General features: G+C 70.4%; 20 protein-coding genes and 1 pseudogene. 18 read left to right on the plus strand and 3 right to left on the minus strand.

Features of this window, described 5'->3' with window-relative positions:
• The first annotated feature begins 4 nt into the window (after nt 1–4).
• The 8 genes and pseudogenes from fmt to pyk all read left to right on the plus strand — a co-directional run bounded on the left by fmt (nt 5) and on the right by pyk (nt 8702).
• Nucleotides 5–967: a methionyl-tRNA formyltransferase gene (gene fmt / locus LRS14_RS14765; RefSeq protein ID WP_257800487.1), complete on the plus strand. Its 963-nt coding sequence runs from the start codon at nt 5–7 to the stop codon at nt 965–967.
• A 67-nt stretch (nt 968–1034) separates the two neighbouring features.
• Complete coding sequence (gene htpX / locus LRS14_RS14770; protein ID WP_046110788.1) at nt 1035–1877, plus strand: zinc metalloprotease HtpX; 843 nt, start codon at nt 1035–1037, stop codon at nt 1875–1877.
• Nucleotides 1878–1985: 108 nt separating this feature from the next.
• Nucleotides 1986–2369, plus strand: coding sequence for a hypothetical protein (locus LRS14_RS14775; RefSeq protein ID WP_257799996.1), 384 nt, complete (start codon nt 1986–1988; stop codon nt 2367–2369).
• 34 nt (nt 2370–2403) lie between these two features.
• Nucleotides 2404–3165 carry an AzlC family ABC transporter permease gene (locus LRS14_RS14780; protein ID WP_046110790.1) on the plus strand — a complete coding sequence of 254 codons (762 nt, stop codon included), beginning with the start codon at nt 2404–2406 and terminating at the stop codon, nt 3163–3165.
• Nucleotides 3162–3491, plus strand: a complete 330-nt coding sequence (locus LRS14_RS14785) for an AzlD domain-containing protein (protein WP_046110791.1) — start codon at nt 3162–3164, stop codon at nt 3489–3491. The genes LRS14_RS14780 and LRS14_RS14785 overlap by 4 nt, the downstream gene beginning before the upstream one ends.
• A gap of 63 nt (nt 3492–3554) precedes the next feature.
• Nucleotides 3555–4740: pseudogene (locus LRS14_RS14790) on the plus strand (phosphoglycerate kinase).
• A gap of 162 nt (nt 4741–4902) precedes the next feature.
• Nucleotides 4903–7230, plus strand: a complete 2328-nt coding sequence (locus tag LRS14_RS14795) for an NADP-dependent malic enzyme (RefSeq protein ID WP_257799997.1) — start codon at nt 4903–4905, stop codon at nt 7228–7230.
• Between the two features lie 41 nt (nt 7231–7271).
• Complete coding sequence (gene pyk / locus LRS14_RS14800; protein WP_198156825.1) at nt 7272–8702, plus strand: pyruvate kinase; 1431 nt, start codon at nt 7272–7274, stop codon at nt 8700–8702.
• Nucleotides 8703–8798: 96 nt separating this feature from the next.
• Here the strand turns inward: pyk and LRS14_RS14805 are convergent, their stop codons facing one another.
• Nucleotides 8799–9560, minus strand: a complete 762-nt coding sequence (locus tag LRS14_RS14805; RefSeq protein WP_198156826.1) for a YdiY family protein — start codon at nt 9558–9560, stop codon at nt 8799–8801.
• A 207-nt stretch (nt 9561–9767) separates the two neighbouring features.
• Between LRS14_RS14805 and fba the strand changes: the two genes are divergently transcribed.
• The 3 genes from fba (at nt 9768) to LRS14_RS14820 (ending at nt 12943) form a co-directional block, all read left to right on the plus strand.
• Entirely contained in the window at nt 9768–10832 is a 1065-nt protein-coding gene (gene fba / locus LRS14_RS14810; protein WP_046110796.1) for a class II fructose-bisphosphate aldolase, read from the plus strand.
• 76 nt (nt 10833–10908) lie between these two features.
• On the plus strand, nt 10909–11811 hold the full coding sequence (locus LRS14_RS14815) for a phosphoribosylaminoimidazolesuccinocarboxamide synthase (RefSeq protein ID WP_257799998.1): 903 nt from the start codon (nt 10909–10911) through the stop codon (nt 11809–11811).
• 19 nt (nt 11812–11830) lie between these two features.
• Nucleotides 11831–12943, plus strand: coding sequence for a hypothetical protein (locus tag LRS14_RS14820; protein ID WP_257799999.1), 1113 nt, complete (start codon nt 11831–11833; stop codon nt 12941–12943).
• A gap of 22 nt (nt 12944–12965) precedes the next feature.
• Here LRS14_RS14820 and LRS14_RS14825 read toward each other — a convergent pair whose 3' ends face one another.
• Complete coding sequence (locus LRS14_RS14825; RefSeq protein WP_046110799.1) at nt 12966–13907, minus strand: tetratricopeptide repeat protein; 942 nt, start codon at nt 13905–13907, stop codon at nt 12966–12968.
• 98 nt (nt 13908–14005) lie between these two features.
• On the opposite strand from LRS14_RS14825, the gene purE reads away from it, so the two are divergent.
• The 4 genes from purE to LRS14_RS14845 are packed head-to-tail and all read left to right on the plus strand — an operon-like array spanning nt 14006 to nt 17630.
• Nucleotides 14006–14470, plus strand: a complete 465-nt coding sequence (gene purE, locus LRS14_RS14830) for a 5-(carboxyamino)imidazole ribonucleotide mutase (RefSeq protein ID WP_046111182.1) — start codon at nt 14006–14008, stop codon at nt 14468–14470.
• Nucleotides 14467–15633, plus strand: a complete 1167-nt coding sequence (locus LRS14_RS14835; RefSeq protein ID WP_257800000.1) for a 5-(carboxyamino)imidazole ribonucleotide synthase — start codon at nt 14467–14469, stop codon at nt 15631–15633. The genes purE and LRS14_RS14835 overlap by 4 nt, the downstream gene beginning before the upstream one ends.
• 10 nt (nt 15634–15643) lie before the next feature.
• A complete protein-coding gene (locus LRS14_RS14840) occupies nt 15644–16651 on the plus strand; it encodes an L-threonylcarbamoyladenylate synthase (protein WP_257800001.1) in 1008 nt (335 codons plus the stop codon).
• Between the two features lie 28 nt (nt 16652–16679).
• Nucleotides 16680–17630 (plus strand): SGNH/GDSL hydrolase family protein, encoded by a 951-nt coding sequence (locus LRS14_RS14845; protein ID WP_257800002.1) that lies wholly within the window; start codon nt 16680–16682, stop codon nt 17628–17630.
• A 45-nt stretch (nt 17631–17675) separates the two neighbouring features.
• On the opposite strand, the gene dacB is transcribed toward LRS14_RS14845, so the two are convergent.
• Complete coding sequence (dacB, locus tag LRS14_RS14850) at nt 17676–19154, minus strand: D-alanyl-D-alanine carboxypeptidase/D-alanyl-D-alanine-endopeptidase (protein ID WP_257800003.1); 1479 nt, start codon at nt 19152–19154, stop codon at nt 17676–17678.
• A 100-nt stretch (nt 19155–19254) separates the two neighbouring features.
• Between dacB and tsaB the strand changes: the two genes are divergently transcribed.
• The 3 genes from tsaB to LRS14_RS14865 are packed head-to-tail and all read left to right on the plus strand — an operon-like array spanning nt 19255 to nt 21308.
• The gene (gene tsaB / locus LRS14_RS14855) at nt 19255–19998 is read left to right on the plus strand and encodes a tRNA (adenosine(37)-N6)-threonylcarbamoyltransferase complex dimerization subunit type 1 TsaB (protein ID WP_257800004.1); all 744 of its coding nucleotides are present in this window, start codon (nt 19255–19257) and stop codon (nt 19996–19998) included.
• A 13-nt stretch (nt 19999–20011) separates the two neighbouring features.
• A complete protein-coding gene (gene rimI / locus LRS14_RS14860; RefSeq protein WP_046110802.1) occupies nt 20012–20512 on the plus strand; it encodes a ribosomal protein S18-alanine N-acetyltransferase in 501 nt (166 codons plus the stop codon).
• Nucleotides 20502–21308: a uracil-DNA glycosylase family protein gene (locus tag LRS14_RS14865; protein ID WP_257800005.1), complete on the plus strand. Its 807-nt coding sequence runs from the start codon at nt 20502–20504 to the stop codon at nt 21306–21308. Before rimI ends, LRS14_RS14865 begins: the two co-directional genes overlap by 11 nt.
• Nucleotides 21309–21361 lie beyond the last annotated feature (53 nt).

Here is a 21361-nt window from a genome sequence, read left to right on the forward strand (position 1 = left end):
GCCCTTGCGCGTCGGGTTTGCCGGCACGCCGGAATTTGCCGAGGTGGCTCTGGCCCGGCTGCACGGGGCAGGCCACGAGCTGCCGCTGGTGCTGACGCAACCCGACCGGCCCGCCGGCCGGGGCATGAAGCTGCAGGCGTCGCCGGTGAAGCAGTTCGCTTTGGCGCATGGCATCCCGGTGGCGCAGCCGCGCAGCCTGCGCCTGGATGGCAAGTACCCTGACGAAGCGCAGGCTGGCCGCCAGGCGCTCGAGGCGGCCGCGCTCGACGTGCTGGTGGTTGCGGCCTATGGCCTCATCCTGCCGCAGTGGGTGCTGGACCTGCCCCGCCTGGGTTGTCTGAACATCCATGCATCGCTGTTGCCGCGCTGGCGGGGTGCGGCGCCTATCCATCGCGCCATCCAGGCGGGTGACTCTCACACCGGCATCACCATCATGCAGATGGATGCCGGCCTGGACACCGGCGACATGTTGCTGGTCGAGCGCATCGACATCGCGCCCGACGACACCACCGCCACGCTGCACGACCGCTTGGCTGCGCTCGGAGGCCACCTCATCGTCCAGGCGCTGGAAGACGCGGCCCACGGTAGCCTGCAGCGCACGCCGCAGCCAGCGGAGGGCGTGACCTATGCGCACAAGATCGAGAAGGCCGAGGCCGCCATCGACTGGCGGCTGCCGGCCGAGGCCATCGCCCGCCGGGTGCGCGCCTTCGATCCCTTTCCCGGCGCCAGCTTCGAATGCGCGGGCGAAACGCTGAAGCTCTGGCAAGCCCAGGCCCGGCCCGGCCCGGCGGGCACGCCCGGCACGGTGCTGGCGGCCGGGCCCGGAGAGTGGCTGGTGGCCTGCGGCCAAGGCGCGCTGGCCCTGCAGGTGGTGCAGCGCCCGGGCGGCAAGCGGCAGCCGGTTGCGGCGCTGCTGCAGGCGCGGCCGGTGGCCGTGGGTAGCGTGCTCGCACCGGCTGCCGATTGAACTCCCGGCCCGGGGCCGCATCTATCGCAGCCAAGGTGCCACGCGGCACGATGAAAGGACGCATCACATGTTCAATTTGCTGAAAACCGCCGTCCTGATGGCGGCGATCACGGCGCTCTTCGTGGCCATCGGCGGCCTCCTTGGCGGCCGCAGCGGCATGCTGATCGCGCTGGCCGTGGCGCTGGGCATGAACTTCTTCAGCTACTGGTTCAGCGACAAGCTGGTGCTGAAGATGTACAACGCCCGCGAGGTGGACGAGACCACCGCGCCGCAGTTCTACCGCATGGTGGCCGAGCTGGCCCAGCGCGCGCAGCTGCCCATGCCCAAGGTCTACCTGATCCAGGAAGACGCGCCCAATGCCTTCGCCACCGGGCGCAACCCGGACAACGCCGCGGTCGCGGCCACCACGGGCATCCTGCGCGTGCTCAGCGACCGCGAGCTGCGCGGCGTGATGGCGCACGAGCTGGCGCACGTGAAGCACCGTGACATCCTCATCAGCACCATCAGCGCCACGATGGCCGGTGCGATCTCGATGCTGGCCAACTTCGCGATGTTCTTTGGCGGCCGCGACAGCGAGGGCCGGCCGGCCAATCCCATCGCCGGGCTGCTGGTGATGCTGCTGGCGCCGCTGGCTGCCAGCCTGATCCAGATGGCGATCAGCCGCGCCCGCGAGTTCGAGGCCGATCGTGGCGGTGCCGAGATCTCCGGCGACCCGCAGGCGCTGGCCAGCGCGCTGCAGAAGATCCACAACTACGCCCGCGGCATTCCGTTCGAGACCACCGAGCGCAATCCGGCGACCGCGCAGATGATGATCATGAATCCGCTGTCCGGCGGCGGCCTGCGCGGCCTGTTCAGCACCCACCCGTCGACCGAGGAACGGGTGGCTCGGCTGCTGGCCATGGCGCGCTGACGCCGGCACGGCCGGCCGAAAAGCGCCGTGATCCGGCCCCTGGCGGCGTTCAAGTCGTTGCGCCGGGGGCCGAAAAACGGGAGGGTCGCCCCACCCTCCCACCCTCCGATGTTCCGCCCCTCTGCTCCCTTGCTCGTGCTGATGGCGCTGGCCCTGTCCGGCTGCGAGCGCCTGGGCATCGAGACGCCGGAACTGCTGGCCCAGCGCAAGGAGGCCGAGGGCAAGGCCATCGGCGCCGCCTGCCGCCACGCGGCCCGCGCCATCGAGGACTGCTACACGCTGAACAAGAAGGCCGACAAGGCCGCCGTGTTCGCCGGCTGGCGCGAGATGAACGACTACATGCGCGAGAACCAGATCGAGCCGGTGGCCCCGCAGATCGCCCGCGCCGATCCGCCCGCCAAGCCGGCTTCCGGCGCCGAGGAGGCCGCGGCAGACGACGCTGCCGAGAAGCCCGCTGCCAAGCCCGCGAAGGGTCACAAGAGCGAGACCTGACGCCCTGGCGCAGCGAGCGCCGACAATGGCGCGAATGACTTCCGAAACAAACGGCAGCGCGCGCAGCAGCACGCCGCAGCTGCCTACCTGGCGACATCCGGCCTTCCGCCGCGGGCTCGTCGAGATGCTGGAGATCGCCCCCGGCCTGGCCGCCTGGGGCCTGGTGGCCGGGGTGGCCATGGCCAAGAGCGGACTGGGCGTGCCACTGGCCATCCTGATGTCGCTGGTGGTCTTCGCCGGCAGCGCGCAGCTGGCCTCGTTGCCGCTGATCGCCGCCGGTGCGCCGATCTGGGTGGTGTGGGCCACGGCGCTGTGCATCAACCTGCGCTTCGTCGTCTTCAGCACGCAATGGCGGCCGTACTTCGGCCACCTGCCGCGGCGGCTACGGGTCACGCTGAGCTACTTCACCGCCGACCTCAACTACGTGGTGTTCATGCGGCAGTTTCCCGACCCGCAGAAGTCGCGGCCCGACCAGCTGCCGTACTTCTGGGGCGGCGTGGCCTGCAACTGGATCACCTGGCAGGTGCCGTCGATCATCGGCATCGTGCTGGCCGACCAGATTCCCACGCAATGGGGCCTGGCCTTCGCCGGCACCATGGCGCTGGTGGCGCTCACCGGCACGCTGCTGGGCAGCTTCAGCACCTGGGTGGCAGCGGCGGTGGCGGGCCTGGCCACGGTGGCGGCCTATGCGCTGCCGCTGAAGCTGAACATCGTGATCGCCATCGCCGCGGCGGTGGCCATGGGCGTGATGCTGGAGCACCTACAGCCCCGGCAGGCCACCGGAGACGGGCGATGAGCACCTGGGAAACCATCCTGACCATCATCGGCCTGGGTGCCATCACGGTGCTCACGCGCTCGTTCTTCCTCATCCCCGACAAGGAAGTGCCCATTCCCGGCTGGCTGCGCGAGGGCCTGCGTTATGCGCCGCTGGCCGCGCTGGTCGCGGTGGTGGTGCCCGAGTTGGTGATGACGCAGGGTGAGCTCATCGGCACCTGGCGCGATGCACGGCTGTTCGGCGCGGCGGCCGGCGGCCTCTACTTCTGGTGGCGGCGCGGCATGCTGGGCACCATCCTCATCGGCACGGCGGTGATGCTGGTGCTGCGTTTCGTTCTCGGCTGGTAACGCGCGGCGCGGGGCGGGGCGCATTGCCGCTCCTAGAATCGCGGCCTTCAGTCAGAGGGCCCCATGAACGTCATCCGCTTCTCCGATCTCATCGCGCAAGGCCGCGTCGCCGGCCAACGGGTTTTCATCCGCGCCGATCTCAACGTCCCGCAGGACGACGACGGCCGCATCACCGAAGACACGCGCGTGCGCGCCTCGGTGCCCTGCATCCAGATGGCGCTCGACGCCGGCGCGGCGGTGATGGTCACCTCGCACCTGGGCCGCCCGACCGAAGGCGCCTTCAAGCCAGAGGATTCGCTGGCGCCCGTCGCCCAGCGCCTGGGCGAGCTGCTGGGCCGCGACGTTCCGCTGGTGGCGGACTGGGTGGACGGCGTGGATGTGAAGCCCGGCAGCGTGGTGCTGCTGGAGAACTGCCGCGTCAACAAGGGCGAGAAGAAGAACAGCGAGGAACTGGCGCGCAAGATGGCCGCTTTGTGCGACATCTTCGTGCACGACGCCTTCGGCACCGCGCACCGGGCCGAGGCCAGCACCTACGGCATCGCGCAGTACGCCAAGGTGGCCTGCGCCGGCCCGCTGCTGGCCGCCGAGATCGACGCCATCACCAAGGCGCTGGCCAACCCGAAGCGCCCCTTGCTGGCCATCGTGGCCGGCTCCAAGGTGAGCACCAAGCTCACCATCCTGCAGGCGCTGTCGAAGAACGTGGACGGCCTGATCGTGGGCGGCGGCATCGCCAACACCTTCATGCTGGCCGCCGGCCTGAAGATCGGCAAGAGCCTGGCCGAGCCCGACCTGGTGAGCGAGGCCAAGGCGGTGATCGAGTCGATGAAGGCGCGCGGCGCGGCTGTGCCGATTCCGGTGGATGTGGTGACGGCGAAGGCCTTTGCGGCCGACGCGCCCGCCACGGTGAAGGACGCGGCCGACGTGGCCGACGACGACCTGATCCTGGACATCGGCCCCAAGACCGCCGAGATCCTGGCGCAGCAACTCAAGGCCGCCGGCACCATTGTGGAACGGCCCGGTGGGCGTCTTCGAGTTCGACGCCTTCGCCAAGGGCACCGAGACGGTGGCCAAGGCCATCAGCGAGAGCAGCGCCTTCAGCATCGCCGGCGGCGGCGACACCCTGGCGGCCATCGCCAAGTACGACGTGAAGGTGGGCTACATCTCCACCGGCGGCGGCGCCTTCCTCGAAGTGCTGGAAGGCAAGACGCTGCCCGCGTTCGAGATCCTGCAGAAGCGCGCTGCAGGCTGAAGCAAGCGTGACCCGGGGTGGGTCGCAGCGGTTCTTGGCGCGGCCCGGGTTGCATAAGACAAATTCGCGGGGGGAATGCGGGCGGGTGCCTGGTGTTCCGCAGTACCCTGCGAACCTTGCGTGAAGCTTTCAACACTTCGCGCAGTGATCCGAGGAGACCCCATGGCACAAGAACTTTCCCCTGCCGAGCAGGCCCTGCGCGAGGCCGCGTTCGAATACCACCGCTCGCCCTCGCGCGGCAAGATCTCGGTCACGCCGACCAAGCCCCTGATGAACCAGCGCGACCTGTCGCTGGCCTATTCGCCCGGCGTCGCCTATCCCTGCCTGGCCATCGAGGAAGACCCGAACGCCGCCGCCGAATACACCTCGCGCGGCAACCTGGTGGGCGTGGTGACCAACGGCACCGCGGTGCTGGGCCTGGGCGACATCGGTCCGCTGGCGGCCAAGCCGGTGATGGAGGGCAAGGGCTGCCTGTTCAAGAAGTTCGCCGGGATCGACGTGTTCGACATCGAGCTCGCCGAGAAGGACCCGGACAAGCTGATCGAGATCATCGCCGCGCTGGAGCCCACGCTCGGCGGCGTCAACCTCGAGGACATCAAGGCGCCCGAGTGCTTCTACATCGAGCGTGCGCTGAAGGAGCGCATGAAGATCCCGGTCTTCCACGACGACCAGCACGGCACGGCCATCATTTCGGGCGCGGCGCTGCTCAACGGCCTGGAGCTGGTGGGCAAGCAGTTGGCTGACGTGAAGCTGGTGGCCTCCGGCGCCGGCGCTGCCGCCATCGCCTGCCTGGACGTGATGGTGGGCCTGGGCATCCGCCGCGAGAACATCTTCGTGGTCGATTCGCGCGGGGTCATCCAGTTCGAGCGCGACGACGCCCGCAGCGGCAAGCTGGACGAAAGCAAGCAGCGCTACTGCCAGAAGACCAGCGCCCGCACGCTGGCCGACGTGGTCAAGGGCTGCGACGTGTTCCTGGGCTGCTCGGCCGCTGGCGTGCTGACGCCCGAGATGGTGGCCACCATGGGCCCGCAGCCGCTGATCCTGGCGCTGGCCAACCCCGAGCCGGAGATCCGCCCCGAGCTGGCGCTGGCCGCGCGGCCCGACTGCATCATCGCCACCGGCCGGTCGGACTATCCGAACCAGGTCAACAACGTGCTGTGCTTCCCCTACATCTTCCGCGGCGCGCTGGATTGCGGCGCCACCCGCATCACCGAGGAGATGAAGCTCGCCTGCGTGCGCGAGATCGCGGCGCTGGCCAAGGCGGAGATCAGCGACGAGGTGGCGGCCGCGTATCCCGGCCAGGAGCTGCACTTCGGCCCCGAATACATCATTCCCAAGCCCTTCGATTCGCGGCTGATCCTGCGCATCGCACCCGCGGTGGCCGAAGCCGCTGCCGCCAGCGGCGTGGCCACGCGGCCCATCGCCGACATCGAGGCCTACCGCCAGTCCCTGACCCGTTTCGTCTACCAGACCGGCATGGTGATGCGCCCGGTGTTCGCCGCCGCCAAGGCCCTGCCGGCCCGCGTGGCCTATGCCGAAGGCGAGGACGAGCGCACGCTGCGCGCGGTGCAGATCGTGCTGGACGAAGGCCTGGCCAAGCCCATCCTGATCGGACGGCCGGCGGTGATCGCCATGCGCATCGAGCGCGCGGGCCTGCGCCTCAAGCCCGGCGTCAACGTCGAGGTGGTCGACCCCGAGAACGACAACCGCTACCGCGCCTACTGGGAGGATTACCAGCGCCTGATGGGCCGCGAGGGCGTCACGCCCGACATGGCCAAGGCCGCGGTGCGCCGCTCCAACACGCTGATCGCCGCGATGATGGTGCGCCGTGGCGACGCCGATTCCATGCTCTGTGGCCTGGTGGGCCGCTTCGAGCACCACCTGGACCATGTGCGCGACCTGATCGGCCGTGCCCCGGGCGCCAACACCTTCGCCACGATGAACGCGGTGCTGCTGGAAAACCGCATGCTGTTCATCGCCGACACCTTCGTGAACGAGGAGCCCAGCAGCGAGGAACTGGCCGAGATCGCCTCGATGGCGGCCGACGAGCTGCGCCGCTTCGGCGTGCAGCCCAAGGCGGCCTTCCTGTCGCATTCGATGTTCGGCTCCAGCAGCCGCGCCTCGGCCAAGCGCATGCGCCGGGCCGCGGCGCTGTTCCGCGGCAAGCATCCGGACATCGAGTGCGAAGGCGAGGTGCATGGCGACGCCGCGCTGTCGGAAGACATCCGTGGCCGCTTCCTGCCCGACAACCAGCTGACCGGCGAAGCCAACCTGCTGCTGCTGCCCAACATCGACGCCGCGCACATCCTGTTCAACGTGCTCAAGGTCACCAGCGGCAATGGCGTGACCGTGGGCCCGGTGCTGCTGGGCGCGGCGCGGCCCGTGCACATCCTCACCCCTTCGGCCACCGTGCGCCGCCTGGTCAACATGACGGCGCTGGCGGTGGCCGAGGTGGCCGCCCAGGCGGCCGACGCCGCCAACGCCGCCTGACCCCTTGAACCAAGCCTCCTGAACCGAGCTGACCCATCTCCATGAACCGTCAAACCAAGATCGTCGCCACGCTGGGCCCCGCGTCTTCTTCACCCGAAGTGCTGGAGCGCATGATCCGCGCGGGGGTTGACGTCGTGCGGCTGAACTTCTCGCACGGCAAGGCGCAGGACCACATCGACCGTGCCGCCATGGTGCGTGAAGTGGCCAAGCGGGTGGGCAAGGCCGTGGCCGTCATGGCCGACCTGCAGGGCCCGAAGATCCGCGTGGGCAAGTTCGAAGGTGGCAAGACGGAGTTGACGCCGGGCCAGCGCTTCGTGCTGGACGGCGGCACCACCGAGCTGGGCACCAACGAGCGCGTGGGCCTGGACTACAAGGAACTGCCGCGCGACGTGAAGCCCGGCGACGTGCTGCTGCTCAACGACGGCCTGCTGGTGCTGGACGTGGAGGGCGTGCACGGCGACCAGGTGCACACCATCGTGCGCATCGGCGGCGAGCTGTCCAACAACAAGGGCATCAACAAGCAGGGCGGCGGCCTCACGGCGCCGGCGCTCACCGGCAAGGACATGGAGGACATCAAGACCGCGATGAGCTTCCAGTGCGAGTACGTGGCGGTGAGCTTCCCCAAGAACGCCACCGACATGGAGATGGCGCGCCAACTGGCCAACATGGCCGGCGAGCCGTGGCGCCACAAGCCCGCGATGATCGCCAAGATCGAGCGCAGCGAGGCCATCCCGGTGCTGGAGCAGATCCTCAAGGCCAGCGACGGCATCATGGTCGCGCGCGGCGACCTGGCGGTGGAAGTGGGCAACGCCGCGGTGCCGGCGCTGCAGAAGAAGATGATCAAGATGGCCCGCGAGATGGACAAGGTGGCCATCACCGCGACCCAGATGATGGAGAGCATGATCGTCAACCCGGTGCCCACCCGCGCCGAGGTGAGCGACGTGGCCAACGCCGTGCTGGACGGCACCGACGCGGTGATGCTCAGCGCCGAGACGGCCGCCGGCAAGTACCCGGTGGAAACCATCGAGCAGATGGCCGCCATCGCCTTTGAGGCCGAGCGCGCCGAGGACGTGCGGCTGGACGCCGACTTCACCAACAAGCGCTTCGGCCGCATCGACCAGTCGATCGCGATGGGCGCGCTGTTCACCGCGCACCACCTGGGCTGCAAGGCGATCCTGGCGCTGACCGAAAGCGGCTCCACCGCGCTGTGGATGAGCCGCCACCGGCTGCACACGCCGATCTACGGCCTGACCAGCCAGCCCGCCAGCGAGCGTCGCATGGCGCTCTACCGCAACGTGCAGCCGATGATCATGCCCACCTTCACCGACCGCGACGCCGCGCTCGAGAAGGCCGAGGCCCTGCTCATCGAGCGCGGCGTGCTGATGCCCGGCGACACCTACGCCATCACCTGCGGCGAGCCGATGGGCTACCCCGGCGGCACCAACATGCTGAAGGTGTGCCGGGTCGGCTGAAGGGGGCACCCGGTCCTGCGGGTACGCAGGCCCACCCGCCGGGCGGGTTGCGCGGCCGCCTTCGGAGCGGCCGGGCGGCGGCCGCGGGCGCTTCGCTCAATCGATGCGGAAGGTCACGCCGGTGATGAACAGCGTGTCGCCCTTTTTCAGGCCGGGACCGGGATCGCTGTCGTAGCGGTGTGACACGCTGGCCGTCAGCGCCAGCCGGCTGGTCATCGCCACCGACAGGCTGGCGTCGAAGATGGCGCGCATCTGGTCGTTGTTGCGCAGGTTGGGCAGCAGCGTCAGCTTCTGGCGGAAGGTGGTGGTGTCGGTCAGGCGGTGGCTCGATTCCTCGGCCAGGATCAGCTCGAGGTTGTTGTAGGAATCCCGCGAGCTGCCGTCCACCACTTCCGGCTCCACGTAACGCTCGCGGGAATAACCCAGGCCGGTCGACAGGTCAAAGGTGAGGTCGTCGCGGCGGATGACGTGGTAGCCCACGCCCGCGCCCACCGAGGTGCGCGACGACAGGTTGGCCGGCTCGTCGCGCAACGCATCCAGCTGCGCGAAGCCGAAGATGCGCTGGTTCAAGTCGCGCTGGTAGTGGCCACCGGCGGCCATGCGGTTCTCCGATTCCGCACCATCGTTGTTCACGTACAGCGCCTTGGCGTTGAGCGTGATCTTGTCGATCTGCGTGGCCTTTACGGCTTCGCCGTTGAGGTTGATGCTGGTCGAGTCGCTGTTGCCCGACGAGATGCTGGCACCGGCGGTGACCAGCGCGCGCCATTGGCCGTCGTTCTTGACGGTGACCTGGGCCAGGGTGGCGATCGGCGCGGCGGCCAGGCAGGCGGCGGCGAGGGTGAGGCGCAAAGGCGGCACGGGAAGTCCTTTCGGTGACGGAGTGGATGAAGGGTCTGGCCTCGTTGGCAACCGCCGATCCCGCACTGCAGCATTTGCTTGCGGCTCGCCCCGGTTACGAAGGGGGTACATGGCTGCCGCTGGACCGTAAAATCCGTCACATCGGGCGCCGGCCGCCATGCCGCGCGCGCCCCAAATGCATTACTCACTCTCCCCAGGAAGTTCGCCATGCCTCTCGTCTCGATGCGCCAGCTGTTGGATCACGCCGCCGAAAACGGCTACGGCATCCCGGCCTTCAACGTCAACAACCTCGAGCAGGTGCAGGCCGTGATGTCGGCCGCGGACGAAGTGAATGCGCCGGTCATCCTCCAGGCCAGTGCAGGCGCCCGCAAGTACGCCGGCGAGCCCTTCATCAAGCACCTGATCCAGGCTGCCGCCGAGATGTATCCGCACCTCCCGCTGGTCATGCACCAGGACCACGGCACCAGCGTCAAGGTCTGCGAAGGCGCCATCCAGCTGGGCTTCGGCTCGGTGATGATGGACGGCTCGCTGATGGAGGACGGCAAGACTCCGGCTTCCTTCGACTACAACCTGGACGTCACGCGCCGCGTGGTCGACATGGCGCACAAGGTGGGCGTGACGGTTGAAGGCGAGCTGGGCTGCCTCGGCAACCTGGAAACGGGGGAAGCCGGCGAGGAAGACGGCATCGGCGCGGAAGGCAAGCTCGACCACAGCCAGATGCTCACCGATCCGGAAGAAGCCGCCGTCTTCGTCAAGGGCACGCAGCTGGATGCGCTGGCGATCGCCATCGGCACCAGCCACGGCGCCTACAAGTTCTCGCGCAAGCCCACGGGCGACATCCTGGCGATCAGCCGCGTCAAGGAAATCCACGCCCGCATCCCCAACACCCACCTGGTGATGCACGGCTCTTCCTCGGTGCCGGAAGACCTGCTGGCCATCATCAACCAGTACGGCGGCAAGATGAAGGAGACCTACGGCGTGCCTGTCGAGGAAATCCAGGAGGCCATCAAGTTCGGCGTGCGCAAGATCAACATCGACACCGACATCCGCCTGGCGATGACCGGTGCGGTGCGCAAGTTCATGGCCGAGAACCCGGACAAGTTCGACGCTCGCGAGTGGCTGAAGCCGGCCCGCGAAGCGGCCAAGCAGATCTGCCGGCAGCGTTACGTCGAGTTCGGATGCGAAGGCCAGGCCGGCAAGATCAAGGGCCGCTCGCTCACCGACATGGCCGCCGCCTACGCCACCGGCAAGCTGGCGCAGACGGTGGTCTGAACCGGCTGCACCCCAGGGGCCGCCGAATAGAATCAGCGGTTCCTTTTCACCGGCCCTTACAAGGGCCTGCCGTGCCATGACAGCCGCTCTCCACACGTCGTCGATCACCTCGCTGCCCTTGCTTGCCCGGGGCAAGGTGCGAGACAACTACGCGGTGGGCGACGACCGGCTGCTGATGGTGGCGAGCGACCGCCTCTCGGCCTTCGACGTCATCATGGGCGAGCCGATTCCCGGCAAGGGCGAGCTGCTCACGCGAATGGCCCTGTTCTGGTTCGAGCGGCTCAAGGACATCGTGCCCAACCACCTCACCGGCGAGGCGCCGGAAAGCGTGGTGTCGCCGGAAGAAGTGCCACAGGTCCAGGGCCGCTCGATGCTGGTCAAGCGCCTGACGCCGCTGCCCATCGAAGCGGTGGTGCGGGGCTACCTGGCCGGCAGCGGCTGGGCCGAATACCAGAAGACCGGCGAGGTGTGCGGCGTGAAGCTGCCCGCCGGGCTGAAGAACGCCAGCCGCCTGCCCGAGCCCATCTTCACGCCGGCCACCAAGGCCGAGATGGGCACGCACGACGAGAACATCTCGTTCGAGAAGATGATCGACGTCATCGGCCGCGATCGCGCCGAGGCGGTGCGCCGCGTCGCCATCCAGCTGTACACGGAGGCAGCGGCCTATGCGCTCACCAAGGGCATCATCATCGCGGACACCAAGTTCGAGTTCGGCCTGGACGAACACGGCACGCTGACGCTGATGGACGAGGTGCTGACGCCCGATTCGTCGCGCTACTGGCCGGTGGAAAGCTACGCCGAGGGCATCAACCCGCCCAGCTACGACAAGCAGTTCGTGCGCGACTGGCTGGAGCAGGCGCAAGTGGACGGCCAGCCCTGGGGCAAGACTGCGCCGGCGCCGGCGCTGCCGGCCGATGTGGTGGCCAGGACCGCCGACAAGTACCAGGAAGCCTATCGGCGTCTCGTCGACGCCGGCTGAGGCGAAGCGCGTGGCCGTCATGCGCTCCCGCCTCCTCACCCGGCTCGACACCGCCATCGCGAAGGCGCGCAATCCGGTGGAGGTGGCCTGCCTGAAGGCCGAGCGCGCCTGCTTCCTCGCGCGCCAGGGCCATCTGGCGCAGGCGCGCGTGCTGGTCGATGCGCTGCACACGCAGTTCGCGTGGCGGCCGCATGCGGCGGTGAGCGCCTGGCTCAGCCTGGCCGAAGGCCTGAACGACTACTACAGCCACCTGTCCACCTCCGCGCGCGACCGGGTAATGCGTGCGCATGCGCTGTCCGGCGCGGCGCACCTGGCGCCGTTGCGTGCGCTCAGTGCCGCCTGGCTGGCCCACATGGACGTCGCCAACCACGACATGGGCCGCATGGTGCAGCATGTGCACGAGGCCCTGGCCGGTGCCGCGCCCGACCATCACTCGGCCCGATCGCGGGCCTGCCTGGTGGTGGCCTATGCCTACCACTTCGCGGGCGACGAATCGCGGGCGTTGCCCTGGTATGCCCGCTCGCACTTCCATGCCACCGCCGACGGCGACGAGGCCCATCTCTCGGCCTTGATGCACAACCAGGCTTCGCTGCGGGGCAACCAGGCGCGCCTGACGGCCATGTTCGGCGAGCCGTCGCCCGAGGCCACGCGGCAGGCCTTGCTCAGCAGCGAATCCATCACCCGCTTCGATGCCGGCATCGGCACCGCGGCGCTGGTGTCGTTGGTGCCGATGATGCAGGCGCAGCTACTGACGCACGACCAGCGCTGGCCGCAGGCGCTGGCGCTGTTCGAGCTGCATTTCGATGCGGCGATGGCCGAGGGCCTGGAGCGCATGAAGCCCTGCTTCCTGGCCGACCGTGCGTGGTGCCGGCTGCAGCTGGGCGATGCCAGGCTGGCCGCGGCCGATGCCCAGGCCGCCGAGGCCAGCCTGCGCCAACCCTGCGACCTGGACGACCGCGCGCTGGCGCAGGCGAGGCTGGCGCAGGTGATGGAACGGTTGGGCCAGGCGCGCGAGGCCGCGCTGTTGCGCGAGCGCGCCCGCAGCGACCTGCAGGCCCACCGCGGTGAGCAGGAGCGCCTGGTGGCGCTGCTGGATGAGGGCCTGAAGGACATCGACCCCGCCACTGCATGAGCAGTGGCAGGGCGCGGCGCCGTCAGAACAGCGCCATGCTCAGCTTGCGGCGGTACTGGTCCACCACCGGATCGGAGGGCGCCGCGGCGATCTTGCCGGTGACTTCTAGCGTGCCCTTGGCTTCGGCCGCGGCCGGCTTGGGCGCGGGCTTGGTCATCAGCTCCAGGATGGCCACGTAGTTCTTGCGCGCCAGCTCGTCCGACCACGCCTTGTCGCGCATGATGATCTCGAGCAGCTCGTCCATCGCCGCGGTGAAGCGGCCGGCGGCGAAGTGCGTCTGCGCCAGCTCGAAGCGGGCCTCGAAGTCGCGCTTGTTGGCCTGGATGGCCGCGGCCAGGGCATCGGCACCACGCGCCTGCGGTGCCTTCTCGGCGGCGGCCAGCCAGTGGCCCAGCGCGGCGATGCGTGCATCGACCATGGCCTTGCTGGCCACCGGCTCCAGCGCGGCGCGGGCCTGCGGCACCAGGCCGTTCTCCAGCAGCAGCTTCACATAGTCGGCGCGCACCGCGTCGTTGCCGGGGTCGATGGCCACCGCATGCTGCAGCTTGGCCAGCGCGGCATCGGTGTCGCCCTCGGCGGCCAGTTCCTCGGCTTCCTCGGTCTCCTGCTCGGCTTCCAGCGCGTCCACCGAGGGCACGTGCTTGTCGAGGAACTCGCGGATCTGCGCTTCGGGCAGCGCGCCCACGAAGCCGTCCACCGGCTGGCCCTGGTGGAACATGACGCAAAAGGGAATGGAGCGCACCCCGAAGGCCTGGCTCAGCTGGCCGGCGATCTCGGGCTGGTCATCGCTGTTGAGCTTGGCCAGCGTGAAGCGGCCGGCATAGGCGACTTCCAGCTTCTCGAGCAGGGGGCCGAGCGTGCGGCAGGGGCCGCACCACGGCGCCCAGATGTCCAACAGCACGGGCTGCTGCATGGATGCCTGGATGAGGTCGGCCTCGAAGTTCTGGAGCGTGATGTCGATCATGGCAACGGGAGAGGTGAATGCGCACGCCTACAATTCAAGGCTTCCTGCAATCCACGGAGCGGCCCTTGAACAGCGCAGCGCCCGTGGTCGGTGTGGTGATGGGTTCCAGCAGCGACTGGGAAACCCTGCAACACGCGGCCGCGATTCTCGCCGAGTTCGGCGTTCCCCACGAAGCACGGGTCGTCTCGGCCCACCGCATGCCCGACGACATGTTCGCCTACGCCGAAGGCGCCCAGGCGCGCGGGCTGCAGGCCATCATCGCCGGGGCCGGTGGCGCCGCCCACCTGCCTGGCATGCTCGCCGCCAAGACGGTGGTGCCGGTGCTCGGCGTGCCGGTGGCCAGCCGCCATCTGCAGGGCGTCGATTCGCTGCATTCCATCGTGCAGATGCCCAAGGGCATCCCCGTCGCCACCTTCGCCATCGGCACCGCCGGCGCGGCCAATGCGGCGCTGTTCGCGGTGGCCATGCTGGCCACCCGCGACGACGCGCTGCGCACCAGGCTGGAGGCCTTCCGGGCACGCCAGACCGAAGCCGCCCGCGCGATGACGCAGGAGCTGAAGTGACCGCTGCCACGCAGGTGCTGCCCGGCGCCACGCTGGGCGTGATGGGCGGCGGCCAGCTGGGCCGCATGTTCGTGCATGCCGCGCAGGCCATGGGTTATGCCACCGCGGTGCTGGAGGCCGACGCCAGCAGCCCCGCCGGCCAGGCGTCGCAACACCATGTGCTGGCCGCCTACACCGACGAACAAGGCCTGGCGCAGCTGGCGGCGCTGTCGGCTGCCATCACCACCGAGTTCGAGAACGTGCCAGCGCAGGCACTGCAGACCTTGGCCGCGCAGCGCTTCGTTGCACCTGCTGCGGCGGCCGTCGCCGTGTGCCAGGACCGTGCGGCCGAGAAGGCGCACTTCCAGCGTTGCGGCGTGCCCTGCGCGCCGTATGCGGTGATCGAATCGGCCGAGCAGCTGGCGGCGGTGACCGACGAACTGCTGCCCGGCATTCTCAAGACCGCGCGGCTGGGCTATGACGGCAAGGGCCAGGCGCGCGTGGCCAACCGTACCGAGCTGGCCGCCGCCTGGGCCGCGATGAAGCATGCGCCCTGCGTGCTGGAGCAGATGCTGCCGCTGCACCGGGAGATCAGCGTCGTGCTGGCGCGCGGTGCGGACGGTGCCTGCGTGCAGCTGCCGGTGCAGCAGAACCTGCACCGCGACGGCATCCTGGCGGTGACGCAGGTGCCGGCGCCCGAGGTGCCGGCCGCGCTGCAGCAGCAGGCCATCGAATGCGCGCAGGCCGTGGCGGCCTCGCTGGACTATGTCGGCGTGCTGTGCGTCGAGTTCTTCGTGCTGGCCGATGGCCGGCTGGTGGCCAACGAGATGGCGCCGCGGCCGCACAACTCGGGCCACTACAGCATCGACGCCTGCGACCTGTCCCAGTTCGAGCTGCAGGTGCGCACGCTGTGCGGCCTGCCGCTGGCCACGCCGCGCCTGCATTCGCCGGCCATCATGCTCAACCTGCTGGGCGACCTGTGGTTCGACGCCGCCGGCGCGCAGCGTGAGCCGGCCTGGGCCGAGGTGCTGGCCCTGCCCGGCGTGCACCTGCACTTGTACGGCAAGGCCGAGCCCCGCCGCGCCCGCAAGATGGGCCACCTGACGGTGACCGCCGCCACCGCGGACGAGGCACGCCGCGTGGCGCTGCAGGCCTCCGCCGTGCTGGGCCTGGCGCCCTTCTGATGGCCACGTGATGCGACTGGACGCGCAGGCACCAGGGGCCATCGAGGCCGCGGCGCAGCGACTGGCCGCTGGCGAGCTGGTGGCCTTTCCCACCGAGACGGTGTACGGCCTGGGTGCCCGGGCCGACGTGGACGAGGCTGCCGCGCGCATCTTCGCGGCCAAGGGCCGGCCCACCGGCCATCCGCTGATCGTGCATGTGGCCGACGTGGCCGGCGCCGCCGCCTTTGCAGGGCACTGGCCGCCGCTGGCGCAGCGCCTGGCCGAGCGCTTCTGGCCCGGGCCGCTGACGGTGATCGTGCCGCGTGCCGAGGGCATCGCCGCCACGGCCGCGGGCGGCCAGCCCACGGTGGGCCTGCGCTGCCCGGCGCATCCGGTGGCCCAGGCGCTTTTGCGGGCCGCGGCGGAGCAGGGCGTGCGTGGCGTGGCCGCGCCCAGCGCCAACCGCTTCGGCCGCGTCAGCCCCACCACGGCCGAGCATGTGCTTGCGGAGTTCGGCGACGACATGACGGTGCTGGACGGCGGCGCCTGCGGCGTGGGCATCGAGTCGGCCATCGTCGATTGCTCCCGCGGCATGCCGGTGCTGCTGCGCCCCGGCATGCTCACGGCGGCGGAGATCGAGGCGGCTGCCGGCCAGCGCCTTCATGCGCCTGATGCGGCGGCGCCGCGCGCCTCGGGCACGCTGGCATCGCACTACGCACCGCAGGCCAAGGTTCGGCTCATGCCGGCGGCGGCGCTGCGCGATGCGCTGCAGGTGTTCGGCCAGGCCGCCAAGGCCGGCAACACCCGCACACCGGGCGGCAAAACGCTGGCGGTATATTCCCGCACCGTGCCCGCCGGCACCGCTGCCGTGCTTCACCGGCGCATGCCGGACGACGCCGCCCGCGCCGCGCAGCAGCTGTTTGCGACGCTGCGCGAACTGGACGCCGCCGGCGTCTCGCTGATCTGGGTGGAACAACCGCCACCCGGGCCCGAATGGGACGGCGTGCGCGACCGCCTGCAACGGGCCGCGGCCGAATGAACCCCGCACCCTTCTCAACGGAGAACCGATGAATTTCAAGTTTGTATGGCGCGGCGCTGCTGCCCTGGCCGTGGCCGCGCTGCTGTCCGCGTGCGGTGGTGGTCAGGTGGACGAGTTCAAGCCCAAGCGCATCATCGCCTTTGGCGATGAGCAGAGCCTGGTCACCGCCGACGGCAAGAAGTACAGCGTGAACCTGGCGACCACCAGCGACACCACCGACCAGGAATGCCGCACCTACCCGGTGTGGACGCAGATCGTGGCGGCCGAGTTCGGCTTGTCGTTCCCCGGCTGCCGCACAGCCGGTGCGGCCGACAACGGCGTGATGAAGGCCACCGTCAACGCCAAGGTGGAAGACTTCGCCCGGCAGATCAGCGAGATCAGCAGCACCTTCACCGACGACGACCTGACCACCGTGATGGTGGGAACGCACGACGTGCTGGAGCAGTACGCGCTGTACCCGGCCAAGAGCAAGGAAGCCATCCTGGCCGAGCTGCGCACGCGCGGCACGCGCTGGGGCGAACTGGTGAACTCCATCGCCGAGGCCGGCCCGCGGGTGCAGGTGGTGACGATCCCCGACCTGGGCCTGACGCCGTTCGCCATCGCCGAGAAGGCGGCGGCCACGGCCGCCGGCGCCGAGTCGCCGGACCGCCAGGCATTGCTCACCGAGCTGGTGGCCGCCTACAACCTGGCGATGCGCCTGGCCCTGATCCAGGACGGCCGCATGATCGGCCTGGTGTTCGGCGAGATCGAGACCCAGCAGATGGTGCGCTACCCCGGCAGCTACCGCCTGAGCAACGTGGTCAAGGGCGTGTGCGCCGTGGACTTGCCGAACTGCACCAGCACCACCGTCATCCCCGAGGTGACCTCGGGCGACCCGGTGACCGAATTCCTGTGGGCCGACAGCATCCGCCCCGGCATCGAGTTCCACGACCGCCTGGGCGACCTGGCCTACTACCGCTCGAACAACAACCCGTTCTGACCGGCACGCCGGCTGGATCAAGAGGGCCGCGTCAGCGGCCCTTTTTCATGGCGTGGCCGCGGAGGCGTCGCGCAGCGTCCACTGCACCAGCGCATCGAAGGCGGGCCGCGCGGCGGCGGCGTTCGGATGGTTGACGATGGCCACCAGCAGGTAGCGCCGGCCGCTGTCGCCCAGCACGTAACCGGCCACGCCGGCCACGTCGCGCAGCGAACCGGTCTTCAGGTGCGCGCGACCGGCCGCCACCTGGGAGCGGCGCAGCGTGCCGTCGGTGGCCGAGGCCGGCAGCGAGGCCACCAGGTCAGGCATCACCGGGCTGCGCCAGGCGGCCTGCAGCAGCCGCGCAAGGACATCCGCCGTCAGCCGTGTCTCGCGAGAGAGGCCCGAGCCGTTGTCGATCAGCAGCTCGCCCATCGGCGTGGCGTCCACCCGCAGGCGCTCGGCCATCCAGCGCTGCAGCACCAGCCGCGCGGCCTCGGGCGTGCCCTGGCCGCCGCGCTCCAGCCCCAGCGTGAGGAAGAGCTGCTGCGCCATCGTGTTGTTGCTGAACTTGTTGATGTCGCGCACCACCTCGGCCAGCGGCGGCGACTCGAACACGAAGGAGGGCGGCGTGGCGCTGGGCGCCGGGCCATGGCGCACGCTGCCGGTCAGGCGGCCACCCGCCTCGGCCCACAGCTGGGCGACCAGCCGGGCCGCATACGTCTCGGGCGCGGGGTCGGCCACCGGCCACTGGCGCTCGCCGCAGGCCGCGGGGTAGCGGCCCTCGAAGCGCACCTGCGCCGGCTCGTCGAAGCGCGGCTTGAGGGCGGCGCGCCAGTCGCCGCAGGCGCCGGTGGCGGCCAGCGGCGCCTCGGCCTGCACGCGGGTGCCCGCCAGCGCGGGCTCGGCGGTGATGCGCACCACGCCGCGCGGCAGGTCGGGCACGAAGCGGTAGTTCACCGTCTTCTGGTTCAGCAGCAGCGCATCGGCCCGGACGTTGTAGGGTCGCAGCGGCTCGTTGTCGAAGTCGGCCGGCTGCATGCGCGGCGGCGCGAAGGCTTCGTTGTCCAGCACGATGTCGCCGCGGATCTCGCGCACGCCGGCTTGCTGCACCCGCCGCAGCAGCAGCCACAGGCGTTCCAGCACCAGCTTGGGGTCACCTCGGCCCTGCAGGATGAGCGAGCCCGTCAGGACGCCGTCCTGCACCTCGCCGTTGATCCACACCGGCGTCTGCCAGGCCCAGGCCGGGCCCAGCAGGTCCAGCGCGGCGTAGGTGGTAAGCAGCTTGGTGAGCGAGGCCGGGTTCACCGCCCGCTCCGCCTGCCAGCGCAGGCGTGGCTGCGGCGTGGGCGGCGGACCCACCTCCTCGATGACCACCGACAGCGCCTCGGCCGGAATGCGTTCACGCTGCAGCACGGCAGCGGCTTCGGGTGGCAGCACGGCCGAAGACTGCGCCAGGGCCGGCGCCCCCAGCACGAGCCAGCAGGCTACCAGCCAGGCCCGCGCGGGCGCTGCGGATCGGCGCGGGCAGGGCGTTTGGGAAGGCATGCGGGGATCATCGCACGCACCCCGGCGAGTGCCCCCGCGGTGCCGGGCGCCACGGGGGTTCACCTACACTGGGCGCCATGTCGTCGTCGCCCATCACCGCGTGCCCCCGCACGCCGAGGCCACCGCCGCCTCGCCTGCCCTGCTGGCCATCGACACCTCCACCGAACGCCTGGCCGTGGCCGCGCAGGCCGCCGGCCGCCAGTCCGGGCTGGACGAGCCGGGCGGCGCGCTCGCCTCCGCCCGGCTGCTGCCGGCAGTGCAGGTGCTGCTGGCGCGGCTGGGCACGCGCATCGGTGCGATGGATGCCATCGCCTTCGGCCGCGGCCCCGGCGCCTTCACCGGCCTGCGCACCGCCTGCGCGGTGGCGCAGGGCCTGGCGCTGGGTGCGGCCAGGCCGGTGCTGCCGATCGACAGCCTGGCCATCGTGGCCGACGACGCCCGCGCGCAGCTCGGCAGCAGCGCGCCCGACACCATCACCGTGGCGATGGATGCGCGCATGAACGAGGTATACGCCGCCACCTACCGCTGGGCCGATGGCCGCTGGCACACGGTGCAGCCGCCCGCCTTGTGGCCGCTGGCGCTGCTGGCCGCGCAGTGGCGGGACCAGCCGCCCGCCTGCATCGCCGGCTCGGCGCTAGTAGCTTTCGCCGACCAGCTGCCCACCACCGGCGCCACCTGCGTGCCGGCCGAACGCGACCGCGCCGCTGCGCTGCTGCGGCTGGCACAGCAGGCCTGGCATGCCGGCGAGGCCATCGACCCGGCGCTGGCCCTGCCGCTGTACCTGCGCGACAAGGTGGCGCAGACCACGGCCGAGCGCGAGGCCGCCAAGGCCGCCCTGGCATGAGGAAAGCCCCGCGATGAGCGCACGCCTCCAGGCCGCCGAGCCGCAAGCACCGCTGCAGTTCCGCCCGATGACGGTGCCCCTGCTGGACGCCGTGGCCGCCATCGAGCAGCAGGCCTACGCCTTCCCGTGGTCGCGCGGCAACTTCATCGACTCGCTGGCCGCCGGCTACAGCGCCACCGTGCTGCAGGCGGCCGATGGCGAGCTGATCGGCTACAGCGTGGCCATGCAGGGCGTGGACGAGGTGCACCTGCTCAACATCACCGTGGCGCCGCGCTGGCAGCGCCGCGGCCATGGCCAGGCGCTGCTCGACGAGGTGGTGGCCCAGGTGCGTGCCGCCGGCCTGCCCACGCTGCTGCTGGAGGTGCGCACCAGCAACGACGGGGCGCGGCTGATGTACGAGCGCGCCGGCTTCCTGCACATCGGCCAGCGCAAGGGCTACTACCCCGCGCCGCATGGCCAGCGGGAGGACGCCTTCGTCATGGCCCTGGCCGTGGAGCCGCGCGATGTGGACTGAACGCCAGCGGGCCATGCTGGCCGAAATGGGCGTGCGCGTGTTCGTGCAGCCGCCGCAGGCCGCGCCGGCGGATGTGCTGCTGCAGGACGAGCCCATGGCATCGGACCCGCCGCAGTCGCCGGTGGCCGACGCGCCCCCGCCCGTGCCGGCCATCGCCCGCCCGCCACGCCCGGCATCCGCCGAGCCACCGATGCGCATGCCGTCCGCCATCGACACGCTCGACTGGGAGCCGCTGCGCGAGATGGTGGCCGGCTGCACCGCCTGCGCGCTGTGCGAATCGCGGCGCCACACCGTCTTCGGCGTGGGCCACACGCGGGCGCACTGGATGATCATCGGCGAGGCGCCCGGCGAGCAGGAGGACCTGCGCGGCGAACCCTTCGTCGGACCGGCCGGCCAGCTGCTCGACAGCATGCTGATGGCCCTGGGCCTCACGCGCGAGGAGGCGCCGCCCGAACGCCAGGTGTTCATCGCCAACACGCTGAAGTGCCGGCCGCCGCGCAACCGCAACCCGGAGCCGGAGGAACTCGCCCGCTGCGAGCCCTACCTGCAGCGCCAGATCGCCCTGGTGCAGCCCAAGGTCATCCTGGCGATGGGGCGCTTCGCGGTGCAGTCGCTGCTGCGCAGCAACGAGCCCATCGGCAAGCTGCGCGGGCAGGTGCACCAGTACCAGGGCGTGCCGCTGGTGGTCACCTATCACCCGGCCTACCTGCTGCGCCAGCCGATGGACAAGGCGCGCTCCTGGGACGACCTTTGCCTGGCCGCCGAGGTGATGGAACGGGGCCCCCAAGCTCGCTGACGCTCGCGGCCCCGCAAGGGGGCGCGTTCGCCGCTGCCGCCCGGCCGCCGGCG

This window comes from Aquincola sp. J276 (genome assembly GCF_024700035.1).
GTDB classification, from domain to species: domain Bacteria; phylum Pseudomonadota; class Gammaproteobacteria; order Burkholderiales; family Burkholderiaceae_C; genus Aquincola; species Aquincola tertiaricarbonis.